The sequence below is a fragment of the Streptomyces sp. NPDC126510 genome (assembly GCF_040302345.1).
Classification (GTDB): domain Bacteria; phylum Actinomycetota; class Actinomycetes; order Streptomycetales; family Streptomycetaceae; genus Streptomyces.
The window spans coordinates 158,628-183,620 of sequence record NZ_JBEORR010000013.1 but is presented as its reverse complement, the minus strand read 5'-3'; the positions used below and the strand labels follow the sequence as shown (position 1 = coordinate 183,620).

General features: G+C 69.3%; 23 protein-coding genes. 3 read left to right on the top strand and 20 right to left on the bottom strand.

The features are described 5' to 3' along the window. Positions 1–108: 108 nt before the first annotated feature. The 3 genes from ABTX60_RS20645 to ABTX60_RS20635 all read left to right on the top strand — a co-directional run bounded on the left by ABTX60_RS20645 (position 109) and on the right by ABTX60_RS20635 (position 3,906). Entirely contained in the window at positions 109–1,299 is a 1,191-nt protein-coding gene (locus ABTX60_RS20645) for a sensor histidine kinase (RefSeq protein ID WP_352098442.1), read from the top strand. Further along, the gene (locus tag ABTX60_RS20640) at positions 1,296–1,946 is read left to right on the top strand and encodes a response regulator (RefSeq protein ID WP_352098441.1); all 651 of its coding nucleotides are present in this window, start codon (positions 1,296–1,298) and stop codon (positions 1,944–1,946) included. Before ABTX60_RS20645 ends, ABTX60_RS20640 begins: the two co-directional genes overlap by 4 nt. A 133-nt stretch (positions 1,947–2,079) precedes the next feature. Next, on the top strand, positions 2,080–3,906 hold the full coding sequence (locus tag ABTX60_RS20635) for a glycosyl hydrolase family 18 protein (RefSeq protein WP_352098440.1): 1,827 nt from the start codon (positions 2,080–2,082) through the stop codon (positions 3,904–3,906). Positions 3,907–4,006: 100 nt separating this feature from the next. On the opposite strand, the gene ABTX60_RS20630 is transcribed toward ABTX60_RS20635, so the two are convergent. The 20 genes from ABTX60_RS20630 to rho all read right to left on the bottom strand — a co-directional run bounded on the left by ABTX60_RS20630 (position 4,007) and on the right by rho (position 24,649). Then, the gene (locus ABTX60_RS20630; RefSeq protein WP_352098439.1) at positions 4,007–4,453 is read right to left on the bottom strand and encodes a DUF2550 domain-containing protein; all 447 of its coding nucleotides are present in this window, start codon (positions 4,451–4,453) and stop codon (positions 4,007–4,009) included. Positions 4,454–4,583: 130 nt separating this feature from the next. Next, positions 4,584–4,961: a F0F1 ATP synthase subunit epsilon gene (locus tag ABTX60_RS20625; protein ID WP_033312984.1), complete on the bottom strand. Its 378-nt coding sequence runs from the start codon at positions 4,959–4,961 to the stop codon at positions 4,584–4,586. Between the two features lie 111 nt (positions 4,962–5,072). Continuing rightward, positions 5,073–6,509 carry a F0F1 ATP synthase subunit beta gene (gene atpD / locus ABTX60_RS20620; protein WP_352098438.1) on the bottom strand — a complete coding sequence of 479 codons (1,437 nt, stop codon included), beginning with the start codon at positions 6,507–6,509 and terminating at the stop codon, positions 5,073–5,075. Further along, positions 6,510–7,427: a F0F1 ATP synthase subunit gamma gene (locus ABTX60_RS20615; protein ID WP_351629907.1), complete on the bottom strand. Its 918-nt coding sequence runs from the start codon at positions 7,425–7,427 to the stop codon at positions 6,510–6,512. A gap of 20 nt (positions 7,428–7,447) precedes the next feature. Further along, a complete protein-coding gene (gene atpA / locus ABTX60_RS20610; RefSeq protein WP_352098437.1) occupies positions 7,448–9,037 on the bottom strand; it encodes a F0F1 ATP synthase subunit alpha in 1,590 nt (529 codons plus the stop codon). Between the two features lie 126 nt (positions 9,038–9,163). After that, the gene (locus ABTX60_RS20605) at positions 9,164–9,979 is read right to left on the bottom strand and encodes a F0F1 ATP synthase subunit delta (protein WP_352098436.1); all 816 of its coding nucleotides are present in this window, start codon (positions 9,977–9,979) and stop codon (positions 9,164–9,166) included. Further along, the gene (locus ABTX60_RS20600; RefSeq protein WP_031140689.1) at positions 9,976–10,524 is read right to left on the bottom strand and encodes a F0F1 ATP synthase subunit B; all 549 of its coding nucleotides are present in this window, start codon (positions 10,522–10,524) and stop codon (positions 9,976–9,978) included. The genes ABTX60_RS20605 and ABTX60_RS20600 overlap by 4 nt, the downstream gene beginning before the upstream one ends. Before the next feature lie 39 nt (positions 10,525–10,563). Next, positions 10,564–10,800: an ATP synthase subunit C-like protein gene (locus ABTX60_RS20595; protein ID WP_010040161.1), complete on the bottom strand. Its 237-nt coding sequence runs from the start codon at positions 10,798–10,800 to the stop codon at positions 10,564–10,566. Positions 10,801–10,879: 79 nt separating this feature from the next. Then, the gene (gene atpB, locus ABTX60_RS20590) at positions 10,880–11,695 is read right to left on the bottom strand and encodes a F0F1 ATP synthase subunit A (protein WP_502992358.1); all 816 of its coding nucleotides are present in this window, start codon (positions 11,693–11,695) and stop codon (positions 10,880–10,882) included. Positions 11,696–11,920: 225 nt separating this feature from the next. Continuing rightward, a complete protein-coding gene (locus ABTX60_RS20585; protein WP_352098435.1) occupies positions 11,921–12,358 on the bottom strand; it encodes a Cg1360 family ATP-synthase-associated protein in 438 nt (145 codons plus the stop codon). Between the two features lie 298 nt (positions 12,359–12,656). Continuing rightward, positions 12,657–14,003, bottom strand: a complete 1,347-nt coding sequence (locus ABTX60_RS20580; protein ID WP_352098434.1) for an MraY family glycosyltransferase — start codon at positions 14,001–14,003, stop codon at positions 12,657–12,659. A 129-nt stretch (positions 14,004–14,132) separates the two neighbouring features. After that, on the bottom strand, positions 14,133–15,371 hold the full coding sequence (gene glyA, locus ABTX60_RS20575) for a serine hydroxymethyltransferase (RefSeq protein ID WP_352098433.1): 1,239 nt from the start codon (positions 15,369–15,371) through the stop codon (positions 14,133–14,135). 70 nt (positions 15,372–15,441) lie between these two features. Beyond that, a complete protein-coding gene (locus tag ABTX60_RS20570; protein ID WP_352098432.1) occupies positions 15,442–16,122 on the bottom strand; it encodes an arsenate reductase/protein-tyrosine-phosphatase family protein in 681 nt (226 codons plus the stop codon). Further along, complete coding sequence (locus ABTX60_RS20565; RefSeq protein ID WP_266472160.1) at positions 16,119–16,766, bottom strand: L-threonylcarbamoyladenylate synthase; 648 nt, start codon at positions 16,764–16,766, stop codon at positions 16,119–16,121. The genes ABTX60_RS20570 and ABTX60_RS20565 overlap by 4 nt, the downstream gene beginning before the upstream one ends. 88 nt (positions 16,767–16,854) lie before the next feature. After that, positions 16,855–17,700: a peptide chain release factor N(5)-glutamine methyltransferase gene (prmC, locus tag ABTX60_RS20560; RefSeq protein ID WP_104784743.1), complete on the bottom strand. Its 846-nt coding sequence runs from the start codon at positions 17,698–17,700 to the stop codon at positions 16,855–16,857. 53 nt (positions 17,701–17,753) lie between these two features. Then, positions 17,754–18,830, bottom strand: a complete 1,077-nt coding sequence (gene prfA / locus ABTX60_RS20555) for a peptide chain release factor 1 (protein ID WP_352098431.1) — start codon at positions 18,828–18,830, stop codon at positions 17,754–17,756. 108 nt (positions 18,831–18,938) lie between these two features. Beyond that, positions 18,939–19,160, bottom strand: a complete 222-nt coding sequence (gene rpmE, locus ABTX60_RS20550; RefSeq protein WP_003992975.1) for a 50S ribosomal protein L31 — start codon at positions 19,158–19,160, stop codon at positions 18,939–18,941. 138 nt (positions 19,161–19,298) lie between these two features. Further along, positions 19,299–20,435: an LCP family protein gene (locus ABTX60_RS20545; protein WP_352098430.1), complete on the bottom strand. Its 1,137-nt coding sequence runs from the start codon at positions 20,433–20,435 to the stop codon at positions 19,299–19,301. A 207-nt stretch (positions 20,436–20,642) separates the two neighbouring features. Continuing rightward, positions 20,643–22,436: a trypsin-like serine protease gene (locus ABTX60_RS20540; protein WP_352098504.1), complete on the bottom strand. Its 1,794-nt coding sequence runs from the start codon at positions 22,434–22,436 to the stop codon at positions 20,643–20,645. A 137-nt stretch (positions 22,437–22,573) separates the two neighbouring features. Further along, positions 22,574–24,649 (bottom strand): transcription termination factor Rho, encoded by a 2,076-nt coding sequence (rho, locus tag ABTX60_RS20535; RefSeq protein WP_352098429.1) that lies wholly within the window; start codon positions 24,647–24,649, stop codon positions 22,574–22,576. Positions 24,650–24,993 lie beyond the last annotated feature (344 nt).

Here is a 24,993-nt window from a genome sequence, read left to right as displayed (position 1 = left end):
GCCCGCGTCGTCGTCGCCGCTGACGAACCGGAGGTACATCGAAAGATGCAGTCGGGGACCCTCCGCGGGGCTCACGCGCGGCCGGAGGCGGCCGTGTTGGATGGTGGCATGGCCGTACGACTCCCCCGCCCACGCCGTTTCGACGTGCACGTCGCCCTCGGCAGCCTGCTGGGCGGTCTGCTGCTGTGGGCGCTCGGGCTGGCCACCCGCCCCGCCACCGAGGTGTACGTGCTGCTGCCGGGCCGCTGGCCGGTACTGGTTCCGCTGTTCGTGATGGCCGGCTGCGAGCTGCTGCGGCGCACCGCCCCGCGCACCGCCCTGCTCATCGGCACCGCCGCGATCGTCCTGGACGTCCTCACCCAGGGCAACCTGGTCACGATCCTGATGTACACGGACCTGATGTACGCGGCCGTCCTGTACGGCCCGCCCGCGTCGGCCCACCGCATCCCGCGGATCACCGGGCTGCTCTCGGTGGCCGGGGCGGTGGTGCCGTTCGCGGTCTGGCGTGAGCCCGAGGCGCTGTTGATCGGCGTGGTCACCGGCATCGTGGCGTTCGGGCCGGCCGCCACCGGCCTGATCGTCCGCAATCACCGTGACGCCGCCGTGGCGGCCCGGCTGCGCGCCGAACAGACCGCGTTGCTCGCCGAGATGGACCGCACCCAGGCGGTCACCGCCGAGCGGGCCCGGATGGCCCGCGAGCTGCACGACATGGTCGCCAACCACCTGTCCGCGATCGCGATCCACTCCACCGCCGCACTCTCCCTGGAGGATCCGAGGACCTCCCAGGAGGCGCTGGTGGTCATCCGCGAGAACAGCGTGGAGGGACTCGCGGAGATGCGGCGGCTGATCGGGATCCTGCGGGACGACAGCGGCGACACCGAGCCCGTCGCGCCCACCCTCGACGGACTGGGCGCCCTGGTCGACAGCGCCCGCACCAACGGCCTCGACGTCACCCTCGACGCCGAACGGAGCGAGGTGCCCGCACCCGTCGAACTCGCCGCCTACCGCATCGTGCAGGAGTCGCTGACCAACGCCCTCAAGCACGCCGCCCCGGGCCCGGTCGCCGTGTCCCTGGCCCGGCGGGACGGCTCCCTGGTCGTCAGTGTGACCAGCCCCTACGGGGACCGGGACGGCCCGCGCGCCCCCGGCTCCGGCGCCGGTCTGGTCGGCATGAGAGAACGCGTGGCCCTGCTGGACGGCGCGTTCGAAGCCGCCCCGGAGGACTCGCCCGAGGGCAAGATCTGGGTGGTGCGCGCCACCCTCCCCGTCAGCCACGGCGTCGAAGGAGACACCGCATGAGCTCGTCCGTCCGGGTCCTCGTCGCCGAGGACCAGTCCGCCGTCCGCGCGGGTCTGGTCCTCATCCTGCGCAGCGCGCCCGACATCGAGGTGGTCGGCGAGGCGGCGGACGGTGAGCAGGCGGTGGCGCTGGCCCGTGAGCTGCGGCCGGACCTGGTGCTGATGGATGTGCAGATGCCGCGCCTCGACGGGGTGTCGGCGACCCGGCAGGTCGTCGCGGAGCAGCTCGCCGACGTACTGGTGCTGACCACCTTCGACCTCGACGAGTACGTCTTCGGGGCGCTGCGGGCGGGTGCCTCCGGTTTCCTGCTGAAGAACACCGAGGCGAAGCAACTGCTGGAGGCCGTGCGGACGGTGGCGCGCGGGGAGGGGCTGATCGCCCCGGCGGTGACGCGGCGGCTGATCGCCGAGTTCGCCTCGAAGCCCACGCGGGAGCCCGCGGCCGATCCGGCGGTCCTCGCACAGCTGACCCGGAGGGAGCGCGAGGTGCTGTCCTGCCTCGGCCAGGGCCTGTCCAACGCGGGCATCGCGGAGCGGCTCGACATGGCCGAGGCGACCGTGAAGACCCACGTCAGCAGGCTGCTCGGGAAACTGGGGCTGCGCAGCAGGGTGCAAGCGGCGGTACTCGCACAGGAGTTGGGGATCTGATCCGGCGGGGATCAGCACAGGTCGCGGCGGTCCAGACCTATTGACCGGTGGTCCAGACCTTTCTATTCTCACCGCACCATGAGTGGGCGTGAGGCTCAGTCACGCCCCCACAACTCCATCAAGGAGGCGCAGCATGCGCTTCAGACACAGAGCCGCGGCAGGGTTCGCGACCCTGTTGCTCCCGCTGGCCGGCCTCGTCGGCCTGGCGAGCCCGGCCCAGGCCGCGACGTCCGCCACCGCTTCCTACGCCAAGACCCAGGACTGGGGCTCCGGCTTCGAGGGCAAGTGGACGGTGAAGAACACCGGCACCACGACCCTCAGCTCCTGGACCGTGGAGTGGGACTTCCCCTCCGGCACGTCCGTCACCTCCTCCTGGGACGCCGACGTCACCTCCTCCGGCAGCCACTGGACCGCCAAGAACAAGTCCTGGAACGGCAGCCTCGCCCCCGGCGCCTCCGTCTCCTTCGGCTTCAACGGCAGCGGTACCGGCTCCCCCGCCAACTGCAAGCTCAACGGCGGGAGTTGCGACGGCGGCACCACCGAGCCCGGTGACAGCGTGCCCAGCGCCCCCGGCACCCCCACCGCCTCCGGCGTCACCGACAGCTCCGTGAAGCTGTCCTGGTCCGCCGCCACCGACGACAAGGGCGTCAAGAACTACGACGTCCTGCGCGACGGCACGAAGGTCGCCACGGTCACGACCACCTCGTACACGGACAGCGGCCTGACCAAGGGCACGGACTACTCCTACTCCGTCCAGGCCCGTGACACCGCCGACCAGACCGGCCCGGTCAGCGGCTCCGTACGGGTCCGCACCACCGGCGGCACCACCGAGCCGCCGCCCACCGGCGACAAGGTCAAGCTCGGCTACTTCACCGAGTGGGGCGTCTACGGCCGCAACTACCACGTCAAGAACCTGGTGACGTCGGGGACGGCGTCGAAGATCACCCACATCAACTACGCCTTCGGCAACGTCAAGAACGGCCAGTGCACCGTCGACGACACCTACGCCGCCTACGACAAGGCCTACACGGCCGACCAGTCCGTCAGCGGCACCGCTGACACCTGGGACCAGCCGCTGCGCGGCAACTTCAACCAGCTGCGCCAGCTGAAGGCCAAGTACCCGCACATCAAGGTGCTGTACTCCTTCGGCGGCTGGACCTACTCCGGCGGCTTCGGCCAGGCAGCGGCCAATGCCGCCGCCTTCGCCAAGTCCTGCAAGGCCGTCGTGGAGGACCCGCGCTGGGCCGACGTCTTCGACGGCATCGACATCGACTGGGAGTACCCGAACGCCTGCGGCCTGAGCTGCGACACCTCGGGGCCTGCGGCCTTCAGGAACCTGATGTCGGCGCTGCGTACCGAGTTCGGACCGAACTACCTGGTCACCGCGGCCATCACCGCCGACGGCTCCTCCGGCGGCAAGATCGACGCCGCCGACTACGGGGGCGCCGCCCAGCACCTCGACTGGTACAACGTGATGACCTACGACTACTTCGGCGCCTTCGACAAGGACGGCCCGACCGCCCCGCACTCGCCGCTCACCTCGTACCCGGGGATCCCACAGGCGGGCTTCAACTCGGCCGACGCGATCGCCAAGCTCAAGGCGAAGGGCGTCCCCGCGAAGAAGCTGCTCCTCGGCATCGGCTTCTACGGCCGCGGCTGGACCGGCGTCACCCAGTCCGCCCCCGGCGGCTCGGCGACCGGCGCGGCTCCGGGCACGTACGAGGCGGGCATCGAGGACTACAAGATCCTGAAGAACTCCTGTCCGGTGACCGGCACGATCGCCGGGACGGCGTACGCGCACTGCGGCAGCAACTGGTGGTCGTACGACACCCCGTCGACGATCACCGGAAAGATGAGCTGGGCCAAGAACCAGGGCCTGGGCGGCGCGTTCTTCTGGGAGTTCAGCGGCGACACCGCCAACGGAGAGCTCGCGAGCGCCATCGACAGCGGCCTGAAGTAGGCCGGACCGGAGAGAAGTTCGAAGGGTCGTAGACCCTAGGCGACATTGACGCTCCCCCAGACTTCGTCCGGGGGGACCCCCACCCAGCGGGTGAATGAGGCTACGCCACATTCACCCGCTGTCCGGGCGGGGCTGCCTCAAGCCACGCGAGGAAACCGGTCAGCGCGTCTTCGCTCATCGCGAGCTCGAGACGCGTGCCCCGGTGCAGACAGGCCAGGATCACATGGTCGGAGAGCAGTGCCAGCTCCTCCTCGCCCTCCGGGACCCGGCGGCCGGCCACCTCGATGGCGGACCGCTCCAGAGTGCGGCGCGGACGCGGCGAGTACGAGAAGACGCGGTACCACTCGACGCGGTCACCGTTGTACCGGGCCACCCCGTAGGCCCAGCCCTTGCCACCCGTGTCGCCCTCGGCCGGGGCGTCCCAGCGCATGCTGGCGTCGAAGGTGCCGCCCGAGCGCTGGATCAGCCGGCGGCGCAGGCCGAAGACGAACAGGCCCACCACCACGAGGGCCACCACGATTCCGCACACAGTCAGAGCGAGGACCATCGACACCGACCTCCTCGTCTCCTAGGTAACGGAACGTAAAAATCACCCACATCCGCCTCAGCCGCGGCGGGGCCCGGATCTCTCCGGTACCCAGCCGCGGCTGAGTGACGTCATCACACGGCGGACGGGGTCAGCGCGCCGCCGTCGCAGCCCGCAGACGGACGTCCGCGCGGCGCTGGGCCTCCGCGTCGTCCTCCGCCTTCGCGCGCTCGAGCTCCTGCTCCGCGCGCTGGACATCGATCTCGTCCGACAGCTCGGCGACCTCCGCGAGCAGCGAGAGCTTGTCGTCCGCGAACGAGATGAATCCGCCGTGGACAGCGGCGACGACCGTCCCGCCCTCGCTCGTGCGGATGGTCACCGGGCCCGACTCCAGCACACCGAGCAGCGGCTGGTGACCGGGCATGACGCCGATGTCGCCGGACGTGGTGCGCGCGACGACCAGGGTGGCCTGGCCGGACCAGACCTCACGGTCGGCCGCGACCAGCGCGACGTGCAGCTCAGCAGCCAAGGGTGGCTCCTCGGGTCACCACCCGGCAGGGCTGCCGGGTGTTGGTTACAAGTCTAGTAGGCGTGACAGAGGGGGCGGGACGAACCCCGCCCCCTCCGACGAGCACGGGGCTCAGGAGACGCCGAGCTCCTTGGCGTTGTTCTTGAGGTCCTCGAGACCACCGCACATGAAGAACGCCTGCTCCGGGAAGTGGTCGTACTCGCCGTCGCAGATCGCGTTGAACGCGGCGATCGACTCGTCCAGCGGCACGTCCGAACCGTCCACACCGGTGAACTGCTTGGCCGCGTGGGTGTTCTGGGACAGGAAGCGCTCCACGCGACGGGCACGGTGGACGACGAGCTTGTCCTCCTCGCCGAGCTCGTCGATACCGAGGATCGCGATGATGTCCTGCAGGTCCTTGTACTTCTGCAGGATGTTCTTCACGCGCATCGCGGCGTTGTAGTGCTCCGCCGAGATGTACCGCGGGTCGAGGATGCGGGACGTCGAGTCCAGCGGGTCCACGGCCGGGTAGATGCCCTTCTCGGAGATCGGACGGGACAGAACCGTCGTCGCGTCGAGGTGGGCGAAGGTGGTGGCCGGGGCCGGGTCGGTCAGGTCGTCCGCGGGGACGTAGATCGCCTGCATCGAGGTGATCGAGTGACCACGGGTCGAGGTGATGCGCTCCTGGAGGGTGCCCATCTCGTCGGCCAGGTTCGGCTGGTAGCCCACCGCGGAGGGCATACGGCCGAGCAGGGTCGACACCTCGGAACCGGCCTGGGTGAAGCGGAAGATGTTGTCGATGAAGAACAGCACGTCCTGCTTCTGGACGTCACGGAAGTACTCCGCCATCGTCAGGCCGGCCAGGGCCACGCGCAGACGGGTGCCCGGGGGCTCGTCCATCTGGCCGAAGACCAGGGCGGTCTTGTCCAGAACGCCGGACTCTTCCATCTCCGCGATGAGGTCGTTGCCCTCACGGGTGCGCTCGCCGACGCCCGCGAAGACGGAGACGCCCTCGTGGAGGTTGGCGACACGCATGATCATTTCCTGGATCAGCACGGTCTTGCCGACACCGGCACCACCGAACAGACCGATCTTGCCGCCCTTGACGTACGGGGTGAGGAGGTCGACGACCTTCAGGCCCGTCTCGAACATCTCGGTCTTCGACTCGAGCTGGTCGAACGCGGGGGCCTTGCGGTGGATGGACCACCGCTCGCCCTCGTGCACCTCGTCGGTGTTCAGCACCTCACCGAGGGTGTTGAACACCTTGCCCTTGGTGAAGTCGCCGACCGGGACGGTGATGCCCGCACCGGTGTCGGTCACCGGGGCCTGGCGGACCAGGCCGTCGGTGGGCTGCATGGAGATGGCGCGGACCAGGCCGTCACCCAGGTGCTGGGCGACCTCCAGGGTCAGCGTCTTCTTCTCGCCCGCCAGCGCCGGGTCGGCGACCTCGACGTGAAGGGCGTTGTAGATCTCCGGCATCGCGTCGACGGGGAACTCCACGTCGACGACCGGGCCGATGACCCGCGCGACGCGGCCCGTCGCCGTGGCCGTCTCAACAGTGGTGGTCATTTATCGGTCACTCCCCGCGGTCGCGTCGGCCAGGGCACTCGCGCCACCGACGATCTCGCTGATTTCCTGGGTGATTTCGGCCTGGCGGGCCTGGTTGGCAAGCCGGGTGAGCGTCTCGATGAGCTCTCCGGCGTTGTCGGTGGCCGACTTCATCGCGCGCCGCGTGGCGGCGTGCTTGGAGGCGGCCGACTGGAGCAGCGCGTTGTAGATGCGGCTCTCGACGTAGCGCGGCAGCAGGGCGTCCAGGACGTCCTCCGCCGAGGGCTCGAAGTCGAACAGCGGGAGGATCTCGCCCTTGGGCGCCGCCTCCGCCGCGACCTCGTCGAGGCTGAGCGGCAGCAGCCGGGCCTCGATCGCCGTCTGCGTCATCATCGACACGAACTCGGTGTAGACGATGTGGAGCTCGTCCACGCCGCCCTCGGCCGTCTCCGTCTCGATGGCCTCGATCAGCGGGGCCGCGACCTTCTTGGCGTCCGCGTACGTCGGGTCGTCAGTGAAGCCCGTGAACGACTCCGCGATCTTGCGCTCGCGGAAGTTGTAGTGGGCGACACCGCGGCGGCCGACGATGTAGTTGACGACTTCCTTGCCCTCGGCCTCAAGCTTCGCCGTGAGCTTCTCCGCGGCCTTGATGGCGTTGGAGTTGAAGGCGCCGGCCAGACCGCGGTCGCTCGTGAGGAGCAGGACCGCGGCGCGGGTCGGGTTCTCGGCCTCCGTCGTCAGCGGGTGCTTGGTGTTGGATCCGGTCGCCACCGCCGTGACCGCGCGGGTGAGCTCGGTCGCGTACGGGGTGGAGGCCGCCACCTTGCGCTGCGCCTTGACGACGCGCGAGGCGGCGATCATCTCCATCGCCTTGGTGATCTTCTTGGTCGCGGAGACGGATCGGATGCGACGCTTGTAGACCCGGAGCTGGGCTCCCATGAGTCAGGTCCCTTCCGTCGTCACTTACCGGCAGCCGGGGTGTCCTCGCCGAGCAGCTTGCCGTCGGAGGTCTCGAACTGCTTCTTGAACTCCGCGATGGCCTCGGCGACGGCCTGCAGGGTGTCGTCGGACATCTTGCCGCCCTCACGGATGGAGGTCATCAGACCCTGCTCCTTGCGGTGCAGGTAGTCCAGCAGCTCCTTCTCGAAGCGGCGGATGTCGGCGACGGGGACGTCGTCCATCTTGCCGGTGGTGCCGGCCCAGACGGAGACGACCTGGTCCTCGGTGGCCATCGGCTGGTACTGCGACTGCTTCAGCAGCTCGACCATGCGCTGACCGCGCTCCAGCTGCGCCTTCGACGCGGCGTCCAGGTCCGAACCGAAGGCGGCGAACGCCTCCAGCTCACGGAACTGGGCAAGGTCCACGCGCAGACGGCCGGAGACCTGCTTCATCGCCTTGTGCTGCGCGGAACCACCGACTCGGGAGACGGAGATACCGACGTTCAGCGCGGGGCGCTGACCGGCGTTGAACAGGTCCGACTCCAGGAAGCACTGGCCGTCGGTGATGGAGATGACGTTGGTCGGGATGAACGCCGAGACGTCGTTGGCCTTGGTCTCGACGATCGGCAGACCGGTCATCGAGCCGGCACCCATCTCGTCGGAGAGCTTCGCGCAGCGCTCCAGCAGACGGGAGTGCAGGTAGAAGACGTCACCCGGGTAGGCCTCACGGCCCGGCGGGCGGCGCAGCAGCAGCGACACGGCGCGGTACGCGTCGGCCTGCTTCGACAGGTCGTCGAAGATGATCAGGACGTGCTTGCCCTGGTACATCCAGTGCTGGCCGATGGCCGAACCGGTGTACGGCGCAAGGTACTTGAAGCCGGCCGGGTCGGACGCCGGGGCGGCGACGATGGTCGTGTACTCCAGCGCGCCGGCCTCTTCCAGAGCGCCGCGCACACCGGCGATCGTGGAGCCCTTCTGGCCGATGGCGACGTAGATGCAGCGGACCTGCTTGTTCGGGTCGCCCGAACGCCAGTTGTCGCGCTGGTTGATGATCGTGTCGACGGCCAGGGCGGTCTTGCCGGTCTGGCGGTCACCGATGATCAGCTGACGCTGGCCACGGCCGACGGGGGTCATCGCGTCGACGGCCTTGTAGCCCGTCTCCATCGGCTCGTGCACCGACTTGCGGACCATGACGCCCGGGGCCTGCAGCTCCAGGGCGCGACGGTCTTCGGTCTCGATCTCGCCGAGGCCGTCGATCGGGTTGCCGAGGGGGTCCACCACGCGGCCGAGGTAGCCCTCGCCCACCGCGACGGAGAGAACCTCACCGGTACGGGAGACCGGCTGGCCCTCCTCGACGCCGCTGAAGTCGCCGAGGACGATGGCACCGATCTCGCGCTCCTCGAGGTTGAGGGCGAGGCCGAGGGTGCCGTCCTCGAACTTCAGCAGCTCGTTGGCCATGGTCGAGGGCAGGCCCTCGACCTTCGCGATGCCGTCACCGGCGAAGGTGACCGTACCGACCTCCTCGCGCGAGGCCGCGTCCGGCTTGTACGCCTGGACGAAGTTCTCCAGCGCGTCCCGGATCTCCTCCGGCCGGATCGTGAGCTCCGCCATCTGGGTTCCCTGCTCTCCTTGTTGGGCCCGAAGTTTCACTTTGGGGGTCTGGGGGCGACCCCCAGGATTCTTCTGCACGGCCCAACCAGGGCCGTCGTAAGTACGTTGTGCCTATTGAGTTGCTGCTCAGCCGGCGAGCCGGCGGCTGGCGTCCTCGATGCGGTCCGCGAGCGAGCCGTTGATGACCTCGTCACCGACCTGCACCCGGATCCCGCCGAGGACCTCGGGGTCCACGTCCAGGTTGAGGTGCATCCGGCGGCCGTAGAGCTTCGCGAGGGCATCGCCCAGGCGCTGCTTCTGCGGGTCGCTCAGCGGTACCGCCGAGGTGACGATCGCCACCATGCGGTCCCGGCGGTCGGCGGCCAGCTTGGACAGGGACTCGAGTCCCGCCTCCAGGCTACGTCCCCGCGGCGCGGTCACAAGGCGCGTGACCAGACGCTCGGTGGCCGACTGCGCCCGGCCGCCGAGCAGGCTGCGCAGCAGCTCGCCCTTGGCCGAGGTGGTGGCCTTGCGGTCGGTCAGCGCGGCCCGCAGCTCGGTGCTGCCGGAGACGATCCGGCCGAACCGGAACAGCTCGTCCTCGACGTCGTCGAGCTTGCCGGTCTGCTGCGCGGCGGTGAGGTCGGCGGTGTTGGCCAGCACCTCCAAGGCGTCCACCAGGTCGCGGGACTGCGACCAGCGGGAGCGCACCATGCCGGCCACCAGGTCCGCGGCGGGGCCGCTGACCTGGGTGCCGAGCAGACGCTGGGCCAGCCCGGCCTTCGCCTCTCCGTCCTGCGCCGGGTCGGTGAGGACCCGACGCAGCGACACCTCGCGGTCGAGCAGCGCGGTGACGGCGGCCAGCTCGTCGGCGAGCGATGCCGCGTTCACGGACGTCGAGTCCGTCAGCGCGTCGAGACGCTCACGTGCGGCTGCCAGGGCCTCGCGGCTCGCTCCGTTCATCGTCCGGCCTCGGCCTTCTCCTCGAGCTCGTCGAGGAACCGGTCGATCACGCGGCTCTGGCGGGCGTGGTCCTCGAGGGACTCCCCGACGAGCTTGCCGGCCAGGTCGGTGGCGAGCTTGCCGACGTCCTGGCGCAGCGCGGAAGCGGCGGCCTTGCGGTCGGCCTCGATCTGGGAGTGGCCGGCGGCGACGATCTCCTCGCGCTGACGCTGGCCCTCGGCCCGCATCTCGGCGATGAGCGTGGCACCCTGCTCCTGCGCCTCCTGGCGCAGGCGCGCGGCCTCGTGCCGGGCCTCGGCGAGCTGTGCCTTGTACTGCTCAAGGACGCTCTGGGCCTCGACCTTCATGGTCTCGGCCTCTTCGATACCGCCTTCGATCGCCGCGCGGCGCTCCTCCAGAACCTTGTTGATGTTCGGAAGCAGCTTCTTCCAGAAGAAGAAGAACACGATGGCGAAGGCGATGGTGCCGATGAGCAGCTCGGGGCCCGGAGGAACGAGCGGGTTCTGCTCTTCCTCGGCCGCCAGCTGCACCAGGTTGGCGATCACATCAGTGCCTTTCGTCGAAACGTGTCGGTGAGCAGGTGATTACTGACCGAACACGAACGGCATAACGATGCCGATGAGGGCGAGCGCCTCACAGAAGGCGAAGCCCAGGATCTGGTTGGCACGGATCAGGCCGGCGGCCTCGGGCTGACGGGCCAGGGCCTGGGTGCCGTTGCCGAAGATGATGCCGACGCCGATGCCGGGGCCGATGGCGGAGAGGCCGTAGCCGATGGAGCCGAGCGAACCGGAGACAGCGGCGAGGGTCTCAGTGGCAGCCATGCTGAATCTTCCTTCTCTTTCACGGACCGGCGGGGGTTGGCCACCGGACGTTCTTGGGACTTGCGGGGGCGGGCGGGGCTCAGTGGTGCTCGGCCAGAGCGCCCTGGATGTACGTGCAGGCGAGGAGTACGAAGACGTACGCCTGGACGGCCTGCACGAAGAGTTCGAAGCCGATCATCGCGACGGTCATGACGAAGGAGACACCGGCCGCCGGGACCATCCAGCTGTTCAGCAGGTACCAGGAGGCGACGGTGAACATGACCAGCATCAGGTGGCCGGCGAACATGTTCGCGAACAGTCGCACCGCGTGCGTGAACGGCCGGACGAGCAGGTTCGAGAAGAACTCGATGACCATGACGAGCGGCAGCACCGGGCCGAGCGACTTGTCGTAGCCGGTGATGTTCTTGAAGAACCCGACGAAGCCGTGCCGCTTGAAGGTCAGCGAGACCCAGGTCACGTAGACGATCGCGGCGAGGACCGCCGGGAAGGCGATGATCGACGAGACCGGGAACTGCGCGAGCGGGATCACGGACCAGATGTTCATGATCCAGATGAAGAAGAAGAGCGAGACCATCAGGGGGACGTACTTCTCGCCCTCCTTCTTTCCGAGGGTCTCGTAGACGATGCCGCGGCGGACGAAGTCGTAACCGGCTTCACCGACCATCTGCAGCTTGCCCGGCACGACCTTGGCCTTGCCGAAGGCCGCGTAGAAGAAGCCGATGACGAGGACGGTGGTGATGAGGGCAAGCAGCATCACCTTGTTGAACTCGAACCCTCCAACCGTGGCAATCGGCTTGAAGAGGAACGAGTGCAGGCCCGGTGCCGGAAAACCACACCCGTCGGACATGATCCGACAGCTCCAGTCAAAGGCGAGCTGGGTCTGGTCAGCACTCACCGCGGGCTCCTTCGGCGTGACGCATAGGTACGGCAACCTCGTTGTGTCGGCGCGGCGCAGAGCCGCGGTTCGGCACGGGACTGGTGTTACGGATGTGAGGGCGGCTGGGGGGCATCGAGCCTCGCGTTCGAGCAGGCGTCAGCTCAGATGCCCGCGCCCGCGATGCCGCAGTTGGCACCGGACGATAGCAGGAGTTCCTACTGCCCTTTATCGCGCCCCTACTCGTCACGACGACGACCCGGTCTTCTCGGGCTTCTCGCTCTTCTCGGAGTCCGGGTCGATGTAGAAGATCTTGGCCTTCATATGCGCACGAGCCTGCGCGGCCATCCACACGACGGTGGCGATGACGAGCCCGAGGGCGAACGTCTTCGCATTGAAGAGAGAGGTGTCCTTGAAGAGGGCGACGAAGATCAGGAGAAGCAGGAGCTGGGCGACATAGAGCATGAGCCCCATGGCCTGGAACAACTGCGGGAGCGTTTTTGCCGTCCACTGGAGAACGTACAGACCGATTCCCATGAAGAGGATGGCCAGTACGGTGCCGACGGCCGCTCCGATCGCTCCCTTGCCTCCGGCCACCGCGCCACTGACGGCGACCACGACCACACCGGCAGCGGCTGTGGGCACAGCGCACTGCAAGAGGTTCCGGGCGTCATTGGACGGCATGGCGGCAACTCCGCTTTCGCAGGGGGCAGGGGTGTCGTCATGGACGAGCGTAGTCCCGGGCTGAGTGGAGACCTCACACCAATGGACCGTCGCACTACGGTCCTTCGGCTCTATCCGGGGGGTTCTCGTGAACCGTATCACAAACTATTTGATGCAGTCTTTACCTGAAGGTGTGCGGACGGTCACACATGAGAGTGAACCTGCGCGTCTGAGCGAGAACGGTGCCGCAATGTCTGGTATTGGGGCGCTTCGCACCCCCATCGCCACCCCACGACTTGGCAATGCTCTCGTCAGATTCTTACCTTGTCCCCGCCTTGCGCCGGTCGGCCAGACGCGAGCGAGGGCCGAGGGCCGTCGCCCCGTTGACACCGGCAACCCCGGAGACCACGGGCGTGCGGTTCTCGGTCCCGACCGGGCTGTGCGCGTCCGCCGCGGACGCCGGCGTCGAGGCCTCGGGTGAGAGGGCCGCGACCGAGCCGCGACGCCGGTAGCGCGGCGGCACGAACCGCTCCATCCAGCGCGGGGCGCGGGGCGTGAAGCGCGGCAGCAGAAGCAGGATCAGACCGATCGCGCTCAGGAACACCACCCCGAGCACGATCCACATGGACGCCGAGTTGACCGAGTAGGCGAGGGCCCCGAAGGCGATCAGCGCCGACCAGAAGTACATGATCAGCACGGCGCGGCTGTGCGAGTGGCCGATCTCCAGCAGCCGGTGGTGCAGGTGGCCGCGGTCGGCGGCGAACGGGGACTGGCCGCGCCAGGTGCGGCGCACGATCGCCAGGATCAGGTCGGCGGCCGGCACAGCGATGATCGTCAGCGGCAGCAGCAGCGGGATGTAAACGGGGACCGTCTGGTGCACGGCCTCCTTCTCGGAGCCCACGTACAGGTTGAGTGCGTCCGGGTCGACCTGCCCGGTGACGGAGATCGCGCCGGCGGCCAGGACCAGGCCGATCAGCATCGAGCCGGAGTCCCCCATGAAGATCCGCGCCGGGTGCATGTTGTGCGGCAGGAAGCCCAGGCACATGCCCATCAGGATCGCCGAGAAGAGGGTGGCCGGGGCGGCGGCCTCGATGCCGTACGAGTACCAGATCCGGTAGGCGTACAGGAAGAACGCCGTGGCCGCGATGCAGACCATGCCGGCCGCGAGGCCGTCCAGGCCGTCGACGAAGTTGACCGCGTTGATGGTGATGACGACCAGCGCGACCGTGAGCAGGGTGCCCTGCCACTGGGTGAGGGCGACCGAGCCGACACCCGGGATCGGCAGCCACAGGATCGTCAGACCCTGCACGACCATCACGCCCGCGGCGATCATCTGGCCGCCCAGCTTGATCAGGGCGTCGATCTCGAACTTGTCGTCCAGTACACCGATCAGCCAGATCAGGGCGGCCCCGGACAGCAGCGCCCGGGGTTCGTTCGACGTCTCGAAGACCTGGTTGAGGTTGGTCAGGTGGTCGGCCACCAGCAGGCCCGCGCACAGGCCGAAGAACATCGCGATACCGCCGAGGCGCGGAGTGGGCTCCCGGTGCACGTCACGTGCCCGGATCTCCGGCATCGCTCCGGCCACGATCGCGAACTTCCGTACCGGCCCTGTCAGCAGATACGTCACCGCGGCCGTGATGCAGAGCGTCAGGAGGTATTCACGCACGGGCTTCCCCACAGGTCTCGCTGGCCATCTCAGCCCCACACCCTAGCGATGCGCGCATATGGGTGGGGACTTCCGGGTAGCGATGATGGTTGCACGAGTGGCTGTGCACGCTGATGCGCTTACCCCGACTCACGCCGGATACGGCGGAAATCCACCGGCCAGCTCCCGCACTTCTTCACGGGCTCTCGAGGGATCCGTCACGCCCCGGAGCACCCCGGCGAACAGTCCGGCGATCCGGGCCATCTCCGCCTCGCCCATGCCCTGCGTGGTGATCGCGGCCGTACCGAGCCGGAGCCCGCGGGCGTCACCGTGCGGCAGCGCGCAGCAGTCCATGACCAGGCCCGCCGCGGCGAGACGGCCCCGGGCGGTGCGTCCGTCGACGCCGAGCGGCGCCGGGTCGGCGGTGATCAGGTGGGTGTCCGTGCCGCCGGTGGTGACGACCAGGCCCGCCGCGGCCAGCCGGGCCGCCAGGACTCGTGCATTCGCCACCACCTGATGGGCGTACGCCGCGAACGCCGGTGTTGCCGCCTCCCCGAACGCGACCGCCTTGGCGGCGATGGTGTGCATCTGCGCACCGCCCTGTGTGAAAGGGAACACGGCCCGGTCGACCCGCTCGGCCAGCTCCGCCCGGCACAGGATCACACCGCCGCGCGGGCCCCGCAGCACCTTGTGGGTGGTCCCGCAGACGATGTCCGCGTACGGCACCGGGTTCGGGGCCGCTCCCCCGGCGACCAGCCCGAGGGGGTGCGCGGCGTCCGCGATGAGATACGCGCCCACCTCGTCGGCGACCTCGCGGAAGAACGCGTAGTCGAGATGGCGGGGATAGGCGATCGAGCCGCACACGATCGCCTTGGGCCGGCGGGTGCGGGCCAGGGTGCGCACCTGCTCGTGGTCGATGAGCCCGGACTCGGCCTCGACGCCGTAACCGACGAAGTCGAACCAGCGGCCCGAGAAGTTGGCGGGCGAACCGTGCGTGAGATGGCCGCCGTAGGGCAGGCCGAGCGCGAGGACCGTGTCACCGGGGCGGAGCAGGGCGGCGTAGGCGGCGAGCACCGCCGAAGAACCCGAGTGCGCCTGGACGTTGGCGTGGTCGGCGCCGAACAGCGCCCTGGCCCGCTCCACGGCGAGGCGTTCGGCCACGTCGACGACCTCGCATCCGCCGTGGTGCCGTGCGCCCGGGTAGCCCTCGGCGTACTTGTTCGCGAGCGGTGACCCGAGGGCGGCCAGCACGGCCGGGGAGCTGAAGTTCTCCGCCGCGATCAGCTGGAGCGTGGTCGACTGCCGCTCCCGCTCCCCGAGCAGGATGTCGGCGAGCTCGGGGTCCTGGTGGCGCAGGACGTCGGCCTCGATGGCAGGGGTGACCGTCATGGTGGGCTCCGGGCGTCGACGGTGGCACGTACGACCAATGTAGGCCCGGGCCCTGCGGAGCGCTCGGCTGTTACGTCCTTGCGGGTACGCCCGTGAGGGCCGTGACCACCGGGTCGAGCGCCTGGTGTATCTCGTCCCCGATGGACCGGAAGAACGTCAGGGGGGCGCCGTACGGGTCGTAGACCTCGTCCGCCTCGGCCGTCGGGGCCAGCAGCCACCCGCGTAGAGCGGCCGCGGCGCGGACCAGCGCACGCGCGCGGGTGACCACGCCCTCCTCCAGCGGCGGCAGGGTCGCCGGGTCGATGGCCTTGACCAGGCGGGTGAACTCCTTGAGCGTGAAGGTCCGCAGGCCCGCGGAGTGGCCCATGGAGATGACCTGCGCCCGGTGGTCCCGGGTGGCGGTCAGCACCAGGTCGGCGCGGATCACGTGCTCGTCGAGGAGCTCGCGCCCGGTGAAGCCGGAGGCGTCCGCGCCGAAGTCGGCCAGGACGGTCTCCGCGTGGGACTCCATCGGCGCGCCCTCGTGGCCCCAGGTGCCCGCGCTCTCCACGATCAGCCCGCCGCCCAGGATGCCGAGCCGCTCCCGCACCGCATGGCGGGTCAGCCGCTCGGTGATGGGCGAGCGGCACACGTTGCCGGTGCTGACGTGGAGGATCCGGAAGCTGTCACGCGGAAGCCCCACGAACGTCGTCGTGATCTCCGCCGCGCTTTCCCCGTTGCCTATGCCACGCCCCGATCCAGGGGCCGTCAATTCGCCACCTCGAGGTCGGGTACGACCTTTCGCAGCTCGTCCGCCGAGATGGCACCCGCGCGCAGCAGCAACGGCACCTCACGGGTCACGTCGACGATCGACGAGGGGACGATGCCGGGGGTCGGGCCGCCGTCGAGGTAGACGGAGACGGAGTCGCCGAGCATCCCCTGGGCCGCGTCGCAGTCCTCCGGCGCCGGGTGGCCGGTCAGGTTGGCGGAGGAGACGGCCATGGGGCCGACCTCGGTCAGCAGTTCGATGGCGACGGGGTGCAGGGGCATGCGCACGGCGACCGTGCCACGGGTGTCCCCGAGGTCCCACTGCAGGGACGGCTGGTGCCGGGCGACGAGCGTCAGCGCGCCCGGCCAGAAGGCGTCGACCAGCTCCCAGGCCAGCTCGGAGAAGTCCGTGACGAGGCCGTGCAGCGTGTTCGGGGAGCCGATGAGGACGGGCGTGGGCATGTTGCGGCCCCGGCCCTTCGCGTCGAGCAGGTCGGCGACCGCCTCCGAGGAGAACGCGTCGGCGCCGATGCCGTACACCGTGTCCGTCGGCAGCACCACGAGCTCGCCACGGCGGACGGCGGACGCTGCCTCGCGCAGACCGGTCACACGGTCGGTCGCGTCGTTGGTGTCGTATCGCCGTGCCATCTTTAGCTGGCCTCCTCGTACACGTGCTGCTGGGATGAAGTCCACGAAGTCCACGAAACCCGCGCAGACCGCGGGGTGCCCGGTGTGCTCACGGCAGCGCCTTGCGGGCCGTGGCGAAGCGCGGGCGGTTGTTGAGGTCCGGGTGGTCGGCCGCGTCGGCCCAGCCCCGCTCCTCGGTGAAGATCCACGGCACCTGGCCGCCCTGGGTGTCGGCGTGCTCGACCACGACCACGCCGCCCGGGCGCAGCAGCCGGTGCGCGGTGCGCTCCAGGCCGCGGATCAGGTCGAGGCCGTCCTCGCCGGAGAAGAGGGCCATGTCGGGGTCGTAGTCCCGCGCCTCGGGGGCGACGTACTCCCACTCGGTGAGCGGAATGTACGGCGGGTTGGTGATGACCAGGTCGACCTGGCCGTCCAGGTCCGGGAAGGCCGTCAGCGCGTTGCCCTGCCGCAGGTCGACCCTCGACCCCTCGACGTTCTTGCGGGTCCACTTGAGGGCGTCCTCGGACAGCTCCACGGCGTGCACGCGCGAGCGCGGCACCTCCTGGGCGAGGGCGAGCGCGATGGCGCCGGAGCCGGTGCACAGGTCGACGATGCACGGCTCGACGACGTCCATGGCCCGTACGGCGTCTATGGCCCAGCCGACCACGGACTCCGTCTCGGGCCGCGGCACGAACACCCCGGGGCCGACCTGGAGTTCCAGGTAGCGGAAGTAGGCGCGCCCGGTGATGTGCTGGAGCGGTTCGCGGGCCTCTCGGCGGGCGATGACCTCCCAGTAGCGGGCGTCGAAGTCGGAGTCCCTGACGGAGTGCAGCTCGCCGCGCTTGACGCCGTGCACGAACGCGGCGAGTTCCTCCGCGTCGGTACGCGGCGAGGGCACGCCGGCGTCGGCGAGCCGCTGGGTGGCCTGGGCCACCTCCGCGAGCAGCAGGTTCACGCAAGTCCTCCGTAGTACTCGTACGCGATCACTCGTACGTGCTCGTGCCTGCCTTACGCGGCCGCCAGCTTCGCCGCGGAATCCGCGTCGACACAGGCCTGGATCACCGCGTCGAGGTCGCCGTCCAGGACCTGGTCCAGGTTGTACGCCTTGAAGCCGACGCGGTGGTCCGAGAGGCGGTTCTCCGGGAAGTTGTACGTGCGGATCTTCTCGGAGCGGTCGACCGTGCGGACCTGGCTGCGGCGGGCGTCGGCAGCCTCCCTCTCCGCCTCCTCCTGCGCCGCTGCGAGCAGCCTGGAGCGCAGGATACGCAGTGCCTGCTCCTTGTTCTGCAGCTGGCTCTTCTCGTTCTGGCAGGAGGCGACGACTCCGGTCGGGATGTGCGTGATGCGCACGGCGGAGTCGGTGGTGTTGACGGACTGTCCTCCGGGCCCGGAGGACCGGTAGACGTCGATCCGGAGGTCGTTGGGGTTGATCTCGACGTCGACCTCCTCGGCCTCGGGCGTGACGAGCACACCGGCCGCGGAGGTGTGGATCCGGCCCTGGGACTCCGTCGCGGGCACGCGCTGCACGCGGTGCACACCGCCCTCGTACTTCAGTCGCGCCCAGACGCCCTGGCCGGGCTCGGTCGCGCCCTGGCCGCCCTTGGTCTTCACGACGACCTGGACGTCCTTGTAGCCGCCCAGCTCGGACTCGGTGGCGTCGATGATCTCGGTCTTCCAGCCGACGCGCTCGGCGTAGCGCAGGTACATGCGCAGCAGGTCGCCGGCGAACAGCGCCGACTCGTCGCCGCCCGCGCCCGCCTTGATCTCGAGGATGACGTCCTTGTCGTCGCTGGGGTCGCGCGGGACGAGCAGGAGGCGCAGCTTCTCCGTGAGCTCCTCGCGCTGCCGCTCCAGGACCTTGACCTCGGCCGCGAAGTCGGGATCGTCGGCGCCCAGTTCGCGCGCGGTCTCGATGTCGCCGCCCGTCTGCGTCCAGGACCGGTACGTGGCGACGATCGGAGTCAGCTCGGCGTACCGCTTGTTCAGCTTGCGCGCGTTGGCCTGGTCGGAGTGGACCGAGGGATCGGCGAGCTTCTTCTCCAGGTCGGCGTGCTCGGCGACGAGTTCCTCGACGGCCTCGAACATCTTGGGGCTCCTGTGTACGGACGGGGGTGAAGGGCGGGCGACCAAAAACGCCGGTCCCGGAGCGCCCGGTGAAGGGGGCGCGTCCGTGGACCGGCGAATTGAGGCTCGCTACTTCTTGGAGCCGGCGGCCTTGCCGAAGCGGGCCTCGAAGCGGGCCACACGGCCACCGGTGTCGAGGATCTTCTGCTTGCCCGTGTAGAACGGGTGGCACTCGGAGCAGACATCGGCGCGGATGGTGCCGGACTCGATGGTGCTGCGGGTGGTGAACGACGCGCCACAGGTGCAGCTGACCTGCGTCTCGACGTACTCGGGGTGGATGTCGCGCTTCAAGGTGTCTCCTAGTTTCGGGAGGGCGCCGGGTCGCCGCCGCGGGGTGCGGGAGCGTGAACCGGGGCCGACGTACCAGTCTGCCAGGACTGGGGCCTACTCCCCAAACCGGGGGTTGCGGGGATCTATTCCAGCGAACCGTCAGGGCGTGCTCACGACACCCTTGGCTTCGCCCGTCGCCGATCCGGACGTCGCCGACTTCGGGATCGGCTTGTCCTGCTCCAGGGCCTTCCAGATCTGGTCCGCCTTCTTCTCCTGGAGGAGGACGCGGTTGGGGTCGGCCGGGTCGTAGGCCACCGGCATCGTGACCATGTGCATGTGGGACGGGCTGATGCCCTGGAGGCCGCTCGCGAAGGAGGCGAGCTTGTTGACCGAGCCCAGGTCGGAGTCGGTCGTCACCGTCTTGGTCGCGGTCTCCGCGAGGTCGAGCAGCTTCTTGGGGTCGGAGAGGACGCCGACGTCCTTGATCTGGTTGACCAGGGCCTTGATGAAGGCCTGCTGGAGCTGGATGCGGCCCAGGTCGGAGCCGTCGCCGACGCCGTGCCTGGTGCGGACCAGGCCGAGGGCCTGCTTGCCGTCGAGCGTGTGGGTGCCCGCCTTCAGCTTCAGATGGCTGTCGGGGTCGTCGATGCTCTTCGTCGTGGTGATCTCGACGCCGCCGAGGTCGTCGATGAGCTTCTGGAAGCCGGCGAAGTCGACCTCCAGGTAGTGGTCCATGCGCAGGTCGGTGATCGACTCGACGGTCTTCACGGCGCAGGCGGCCCCGCCGGTGGAGTACGCGGAGTTGAACATCACGCTGTGGGCGGCGGGGTGCTTGCCGCCCTTGGTGTCCGTGCACGACGGGCGGTCGATCAGGGTGTCGCGCGGGATGGAGACGACGCTGGCCTTCTTGTGGCCCTTGTAGATGTGCACGATCATCGCCGTGTCGGACCGGGCGCTGCCGTCGTCGGTGCCGCCGCCGAGCTTCTTGTTGCCTCCGGCGCGGGTGTCGGAGCCGAGGACGAGGATGTTCTCGGAACCGTTGTCGACCTTCTTGGGCCGGTTGGTGCCGAGAGCCTGGTCGATGTCGACGCTCTTGAGGTTGCCGTTGAGCTTGAAGTACAGATATCCGGCCCCGGCGCCACCCAGCACCACGATGCCCGCGGTGGTCCAGGCCGTGATCATCAGGCCCTTGCGGCGTCTCTGGGGCTTGCGTCGCCGGCCCTTGCCGCGATGACGCGCTCCGCTGATGCCGTTGCTTCCCGGTATGCCCGGCTCCGGCGTGCTCTCGGCAGACATGTACTCCTCAGCTCTTCTACGGTCGCTTACCCCCTGCGGTCAGTGCCAGGCGTGGCCGAAAAAGAACCTTCCTCGCACTATCGTCGCTCCACCTGGTCAGACGGAGAAACTCGGGAAAGGGTTGCACAACGGACTGTGCCCACCGCGTAGGACGGTGGGCACAGCGCGTGTTCGGCACAGCGGGACGTACCCCGCTTACCTGCAATTTCAGCCGAAGATGTCGTACTGCTTGAAATCGGTGCCGACGGACTTCCGTGTGGCAAAGATCTCGCTGGTCCCCTTGCCGGTACCCGCGTACAGGTAGAGCGTGCCGCCGGGGGTGCGGGCCAGGAAGTCGGCCTTGCCGTCGCCCGTGACGTCGCCGGGCGCGTCGAAGGCGTTGTAGCCGTCCCACGTGCGCACCTTGACCCGGGCCGAGAACGCGCCCGAGCCGGCCTTGCCGGTGCCCTTGTAGAGGTAGAGGTAGCTGCCCGACTTGCTGCGGGCGATGAGGTCGGTCTTGCCGTCCCCGTTGAAGTCGCCCTTGCCGCGCACGGAGTTGTACTGGTTCCAGCCGGAGCCGACCTTCACGCGGGCCGCGAAGGTGCCGTTGCCCTTGCCCGGGTAGATCCACATCACGCCCGCCGAGTCGACCGAGAGCAGGTCGGGCAGGTAGTCGCCGGTGACGTCACCGGGGGTGATGATCCGCGTGCGCGTCTTCCAGTTGTCGGCGATCTGCTTGGTGCTCCAGGTGCCGCTGGAGATGACGTAGTGCGTCCAGAAGACGTCGCCGGTGGAGCTGACCCGGTAGACCAGGTCCTGGTAGCCGTCCCGGTCGAGGTCGGTCTGCAGGACGACGTTCACGCCGTCCCAGTTGCCCCACGACTCACGGGCGGCGAAGGAGGTGCCGTTGGAGTTCTTGGAGTAGCCGGTCTTGGTGGAGGCGTTGCGCACCCACAGGTCGGCCTTGTGGTCACCGTTGATGTTGGTGTCGTCCAGGCGCGGGTAGGCGGCGCCGACGTACGTGCTGACCTTGCTGAAGACGCTGTAGGCGCCCTTCGCGACGCAGTCGGTCACGCCCCAGGACACGACGCCGACGATCCGGTTGTTGACGACCAGGGGGCCGCCGGAGTCGCCGTTGCAGGCGGAGACGGTGCCGGTGTCGCTGCCGGTGGCGGGGTTGCCCGCGCAGACCATGTGTCCCTTGATGAAGTCCGCGCCGTACGCGCCGGAGCACGTCGTGTCGGACTGCATGGGCAGCGTGGCCGTCTTCAGCGTCTCGGAGATGTCGTCGCTGGTGGAGCTGGTGCGGCCCCAGCCGTAGACCTTGGCGCTGGTGCCGGCCTTGTACGACGTGGTGTCGCCGGACGTCGTCATCCGGATCGGGGTGGCCTTGACCGGGACGGGCAGGGTCAGCACCGCGATGTCGTTGTCGATGGTGTTCGCGTTGTACGACGGGTGGTTCCACTGCCGCCAGACGCCGGTGACGGTGCCGCCGTGCAGGTCGGTGCCGTCGGCCGAGGGCAGCTGGGAGGTGCCGGTGATGACGGCGCCGTTGGCATTCCAGTTGTAGCCCTTGACGCAGTGCGCGGCGGTGAGGATCTTCGTCGGGGCGACGACGGCGCCACCGCAGAAGAAGCCGATGTCGTCGGCGGTGCTGGAGGTGCCCCGGTCGTCGTAGTAGTGCAGCTGCGCCATCCACGGGGCCGTGCTGATGGTGGTCTCGTTGCCACCGATGATCTTCGGGTCGATGCTGCCGGTGCCGGTGCCGGTGCTCGCGCTGAGCGAGGCCTTGCCCGTCTTGCCCGCGACGTCGTCACCGGCCATGGCGCCCGCGACGCGCTTCTCCAGCTCTGCCGGCGACGGCGAGCTGACGGCGGGCTTGATCGTCGGCTGCGGCAGCGGGGTGGCCGCGTCGGCGGAGGTCGTCAGCAGCGCGCCGGCCACGGCGGCGGCGACACCGGCCGCGGCGACGGGCAGTGCTATGCGTATCCGGCGTCTGTGCCGACCGCCCCCGGGCATGGGTGTACCCACGAATGTCCCCCCTCGGGATCACAAGTTCGAAGAGAGCGTGATCCTACCCGCACACGAACAGCACAGAGGGCCGCCCCCGTCCGGGGAGCGGCCCTCTTGTGCAGTCCTTACCTCAGCTGACTACCTCAGTCGCCGTTGCCGGGCGTCGGGGTGGTCTTCTGGATCTGCATCAGGAATTCGGCGTTCGACTTCGTCTGCTTCATCTTGTCGAGCAGCAGCTCGACCGCCTGCTGCTGGTCGAGGGCGTGCAGCACCCGGCGCAGCTTCCAGACGATGGCGAGCTCGTCGGGCGCGAGCAGGATCTCTTCCTTGCGGGTACCGGACGCGTCGACGTCCACCGCCGGGAAGATGCGCTTGTCGGCGAGCTTCCGGTCGAGCTTGAGCTCCGCGTTGCCGGTGCCCTTGAACTCCTCGAAGATCACCTCGTCCATGCGGGACCCGGTGTCCACCAGGGCGGTGGCGAGGATCGTCAGCGAGCCGCCGTCCTCGATGTTGCGGGCCGCACCGAAGAAGCGCTTCGGCGGGTACAGGGCGGTCGAGTCGACACCACCGGACAGGATGCGGCCGGAGGCCGGGGCGGCGAGGTTGTACGCACGGCCCAGACGGGTGATCGAGTCGAGCAGCACGACCACGTCGTGACCCAGCTCCACCAGGCGCTTGGCGCGCTCGATGGCGAGCTCGGCGACGGTGGTGTGGTCCTCGGCCGGGCGGTCGAAGGTCGAGGAGATGACCTCGCCCTTCACCGACCGCTGCATGTCGGTGACCTCTTCCGGACGCTCGTCGACGAGGACGACCATCAGGTGGCACTCGGGGTTGTTGTGCGTGATCGCGTTGGCGATCGCCTGCATGATCATGGTCTTGCCGGTCTTCGGCGGGGCCACGATCAGACCGCGCTGGCCCTTACCGATGGGCGAGACCAGGTCGATGATGCGGGTGGTGAGGACGCCCGGGTCCGTCTCCAGACGGAGGCGGTCCTGCGGGTACAGCGGCGTCAGCTTGTTGAACTCCGGCCGCCCACGCCCGGATTCGGGCGCCATGCCGTTGACGGAGTCCAGGCGCACCAGCGCGTTGAACTTCTCGCGCCGCTCCCCGTCCTTCGGCTGACGCACGGCACCGGTGACGTGATCGCCCTTGCGCAGGCCGTTCTTGCGGACCTGGGCGAGGGAGACGTACACGTCGTTCGGGCCGGGCAGGTAGCCGGACGTGCGGATGAACGCGTAGTTGTCGAGGATGTCCAGGATGCCCGCGACCGGGATCAGGACGTCGTCCTCGTTGATCTGCGGCTCGGAGGCGATGTCGTCGCGGCCGCGACGGCCACGGCGGTCGCGGTAGCGTCCACGACGGCCACGACGGCCACCGTCGAAGTCATCGTCATCCTGCTGCTGTCCCCGGTCCTGACGGCCGCCGCCCTGCTGGCTCTGCTGCTGGCCGCGCTGGCCGCCGCCCTGCTGGTCGTCGCCCTTGCCGCCGCGGCGGTCGCGGTCCCGGCCACCGCGGTCACCACGGTCGCCGCGGTCACCACGCTCTCCGCGGTCACGGCGGTCGCGACGACGGCCCTCGCCGCCGTCACCGGCGTCGGACTTGGCGTCGTTGTTCTGGGACTGCTGCTGCGACTGGGCCGGCGTCTCGGCCTTGGTGTCGCTCTTCGCCTCGGCGACGACGGCCTCCGTGGCGGAGGCCGGGGCTCCGGCCTCTGCGGTGGCCCGGCGGCGACGGCGCTCGGGCGCCTCGTCTCCGCCACGCTCGCCCGCGCGGGAGGGACCGCCGGCCGGCTGGCCGGGGATCTCGATCTGCTGCTGGGCCACGGCCTTGTCGGCCTTGTCCGCGGGGGCCTCGGAGGCCTCCTTCGCGTCCGCCTTCTTGTCCGCCTTCTCGGCATTGTCGCCCGTACGGGTCCGCGAGGTGGCGCGGCGCTTGGGCTTGGTCTCGGCGGGGGCGTCGGCCTTGGCGGCCGGAGCGGCGCCGCCGGACGCCTGCGCCTCCTTGATGACCTCGATCAGCTGGCTCTTGCGCATCCGCGCGGTGCCCCTGATACCGAGGCCGGAGGCGACCTGCTGCAGCTCGGCCAGCACCATGCCCTCGAGGCCGGTACCGCGGCGCCGCCGGGAGCCGGCACCGCTGGCAGGCGCGGAGGCGTCCGTGGCGGGCGCGGCAGCGGTCTCCTCGACACGTGCGCCCATCAGATCGGTGGTGTCGCTCACGAAGGGTCCTTCCCTGGAGCGGACGTCGGCCTGTCTGGCTCGGCGACCGTTTGTGCTGTCCGGCTTCGGTTCGTGTGGTGTGAACCGTGCCGGGGCGGTGGTCCGCCTAAGCGGCGGAGGAATCTGGTGATGGCGCTTCCTTGAGCCGTGGCACCCAGTGTCAGTGTCACGCGGCGTGGTCGCACCGGTTCCGGAGCGTGCCCTGTGCCCCGCTCAGTGTCCTCGTACGGCGTACGGTCCGACGTACGGAACACAGTGCGGCTTGGGGGGCTCCCGGAAGAATGTCTGTCCCGGACGGGGACACAAGGCACCTCGCCATGGTGGGGTCGGGTGCAGACTTGAGA

What these genes read in the sequence shown, in the direction of transcription:
- ABTX60_RS20645 (WP_352098442.1), top strand. Translation starts at nt 109, where the DNA reads ATGGCCGTACGACTCCCCCGCCCACGCCGTTTCGACGTGCACGTCGCC.
- ABTX60_RS20640 (WP_352098441.1), top strand. Translation starts at nt 1,296, where the DNA reads ATGAGCTCGTCCGTCCGGGTCCTCGTCGCCGAGGACCAGTCCGCCGTC.
- ABTX60_RS20635 (WP_352098440.1), top strand. Translation starts at nt 2,080, where the DNA reads ATGCGCTTCAGACACAGAGCCGCGGCAGGGTTCGCGACCCTGTTGCTC.
- ABTX60_RS20630 (WP_352098439.1), bottom strand. Translation starts at nt 4,453, where the DNA reads ATGGTCCTCGCTCTGACTGTGTGCGGAATCGTGGTGGCCCTCGTGGTG.
- atpD (WP_352098438.1), bottom strand. Translation starts at nt 6,509, where the DNA reads ATGACCACCACTGTTGAGACGGCCACGGCGACGGGCCGCGTCGCGCGG.
- ABTX60_RS20615 (WP_351629907.1), bottom strand. Translation starts at nt 7,427, where the DNA reads ATGGGAGCCCAGCTCCGGGTCTACAAGCGTCGCATCCGATCCGTCTCC.
- atpA (WP_352098437.1), bottom strand. Translation starts at nt 9,037, where the DNA reads ATGGCGGAGCTCACGATCCGGCCGGAGGAGATCCGGGACGCGCTGGAG.
- ABTX60_RS20605 (WP_352098436.1), bottom strand. Translation starts at nt 9,979, where the DNA reads ATGAACGGAGCGAGCCGCGAGGCCCTGGCAGCCGCACGTGAGCGTCTC.
- ABTX60_RS20595 (WP_010040161.1), bottom strand. Translation starts at nt 10,800, where the DNA reads ATGGCTGCCACTGAGACCCTCGCCGCTGTCTCCGGTTCGCTCGGCTCC.
- ABTX60_RS20585 (WP_352098435.1), bottom strand. Translation starts at nt 12,358, where the DNA reads ATGCCGTCCAATGACGCCCGGAACCTCTTGCAGTGCGCTGTGCCCACA.
- glyA (WP_352098433.1), bottom strand. Translation starts at nt 15,371, where the DNA reads ATGACGGTCACCCCTGCCATCGAGGCCGACGTCCTGCGCCACCAGGAC.
- ABTX60_RS20565 (WP_266472160.1), bottom strand. Translation starts at nt 16,766, where the DNA reads ATGGCACGGCGATACGACACCAACGACGCGACCGACCGTGTGACCGGT.
- prfA (WP_352098431.1), bottom strand. Translation starts at nt 18,830, where the DNA reads ATGTTCGAGGCCGTCGAGGAACTCGTCGCCGAGCACGCCGACCTGGAG.
- ABTX60_RS20545 (WP_352098430.1), bottom strand. Translation starts at nt 20,435, where the DNA reads ATGTCTGCCGAGAGCACGCCGGAGCCGGGCATACCGGGAAGCAACGGC.
- ABTX60_RS20540 (WP_352098504.1), bottom strand. Translation starts at nt 22,436, where the DNA reads ATGCCCGGGGGCGGTCGGCACAGACGCCGGATACGCATAGCACTGCCC.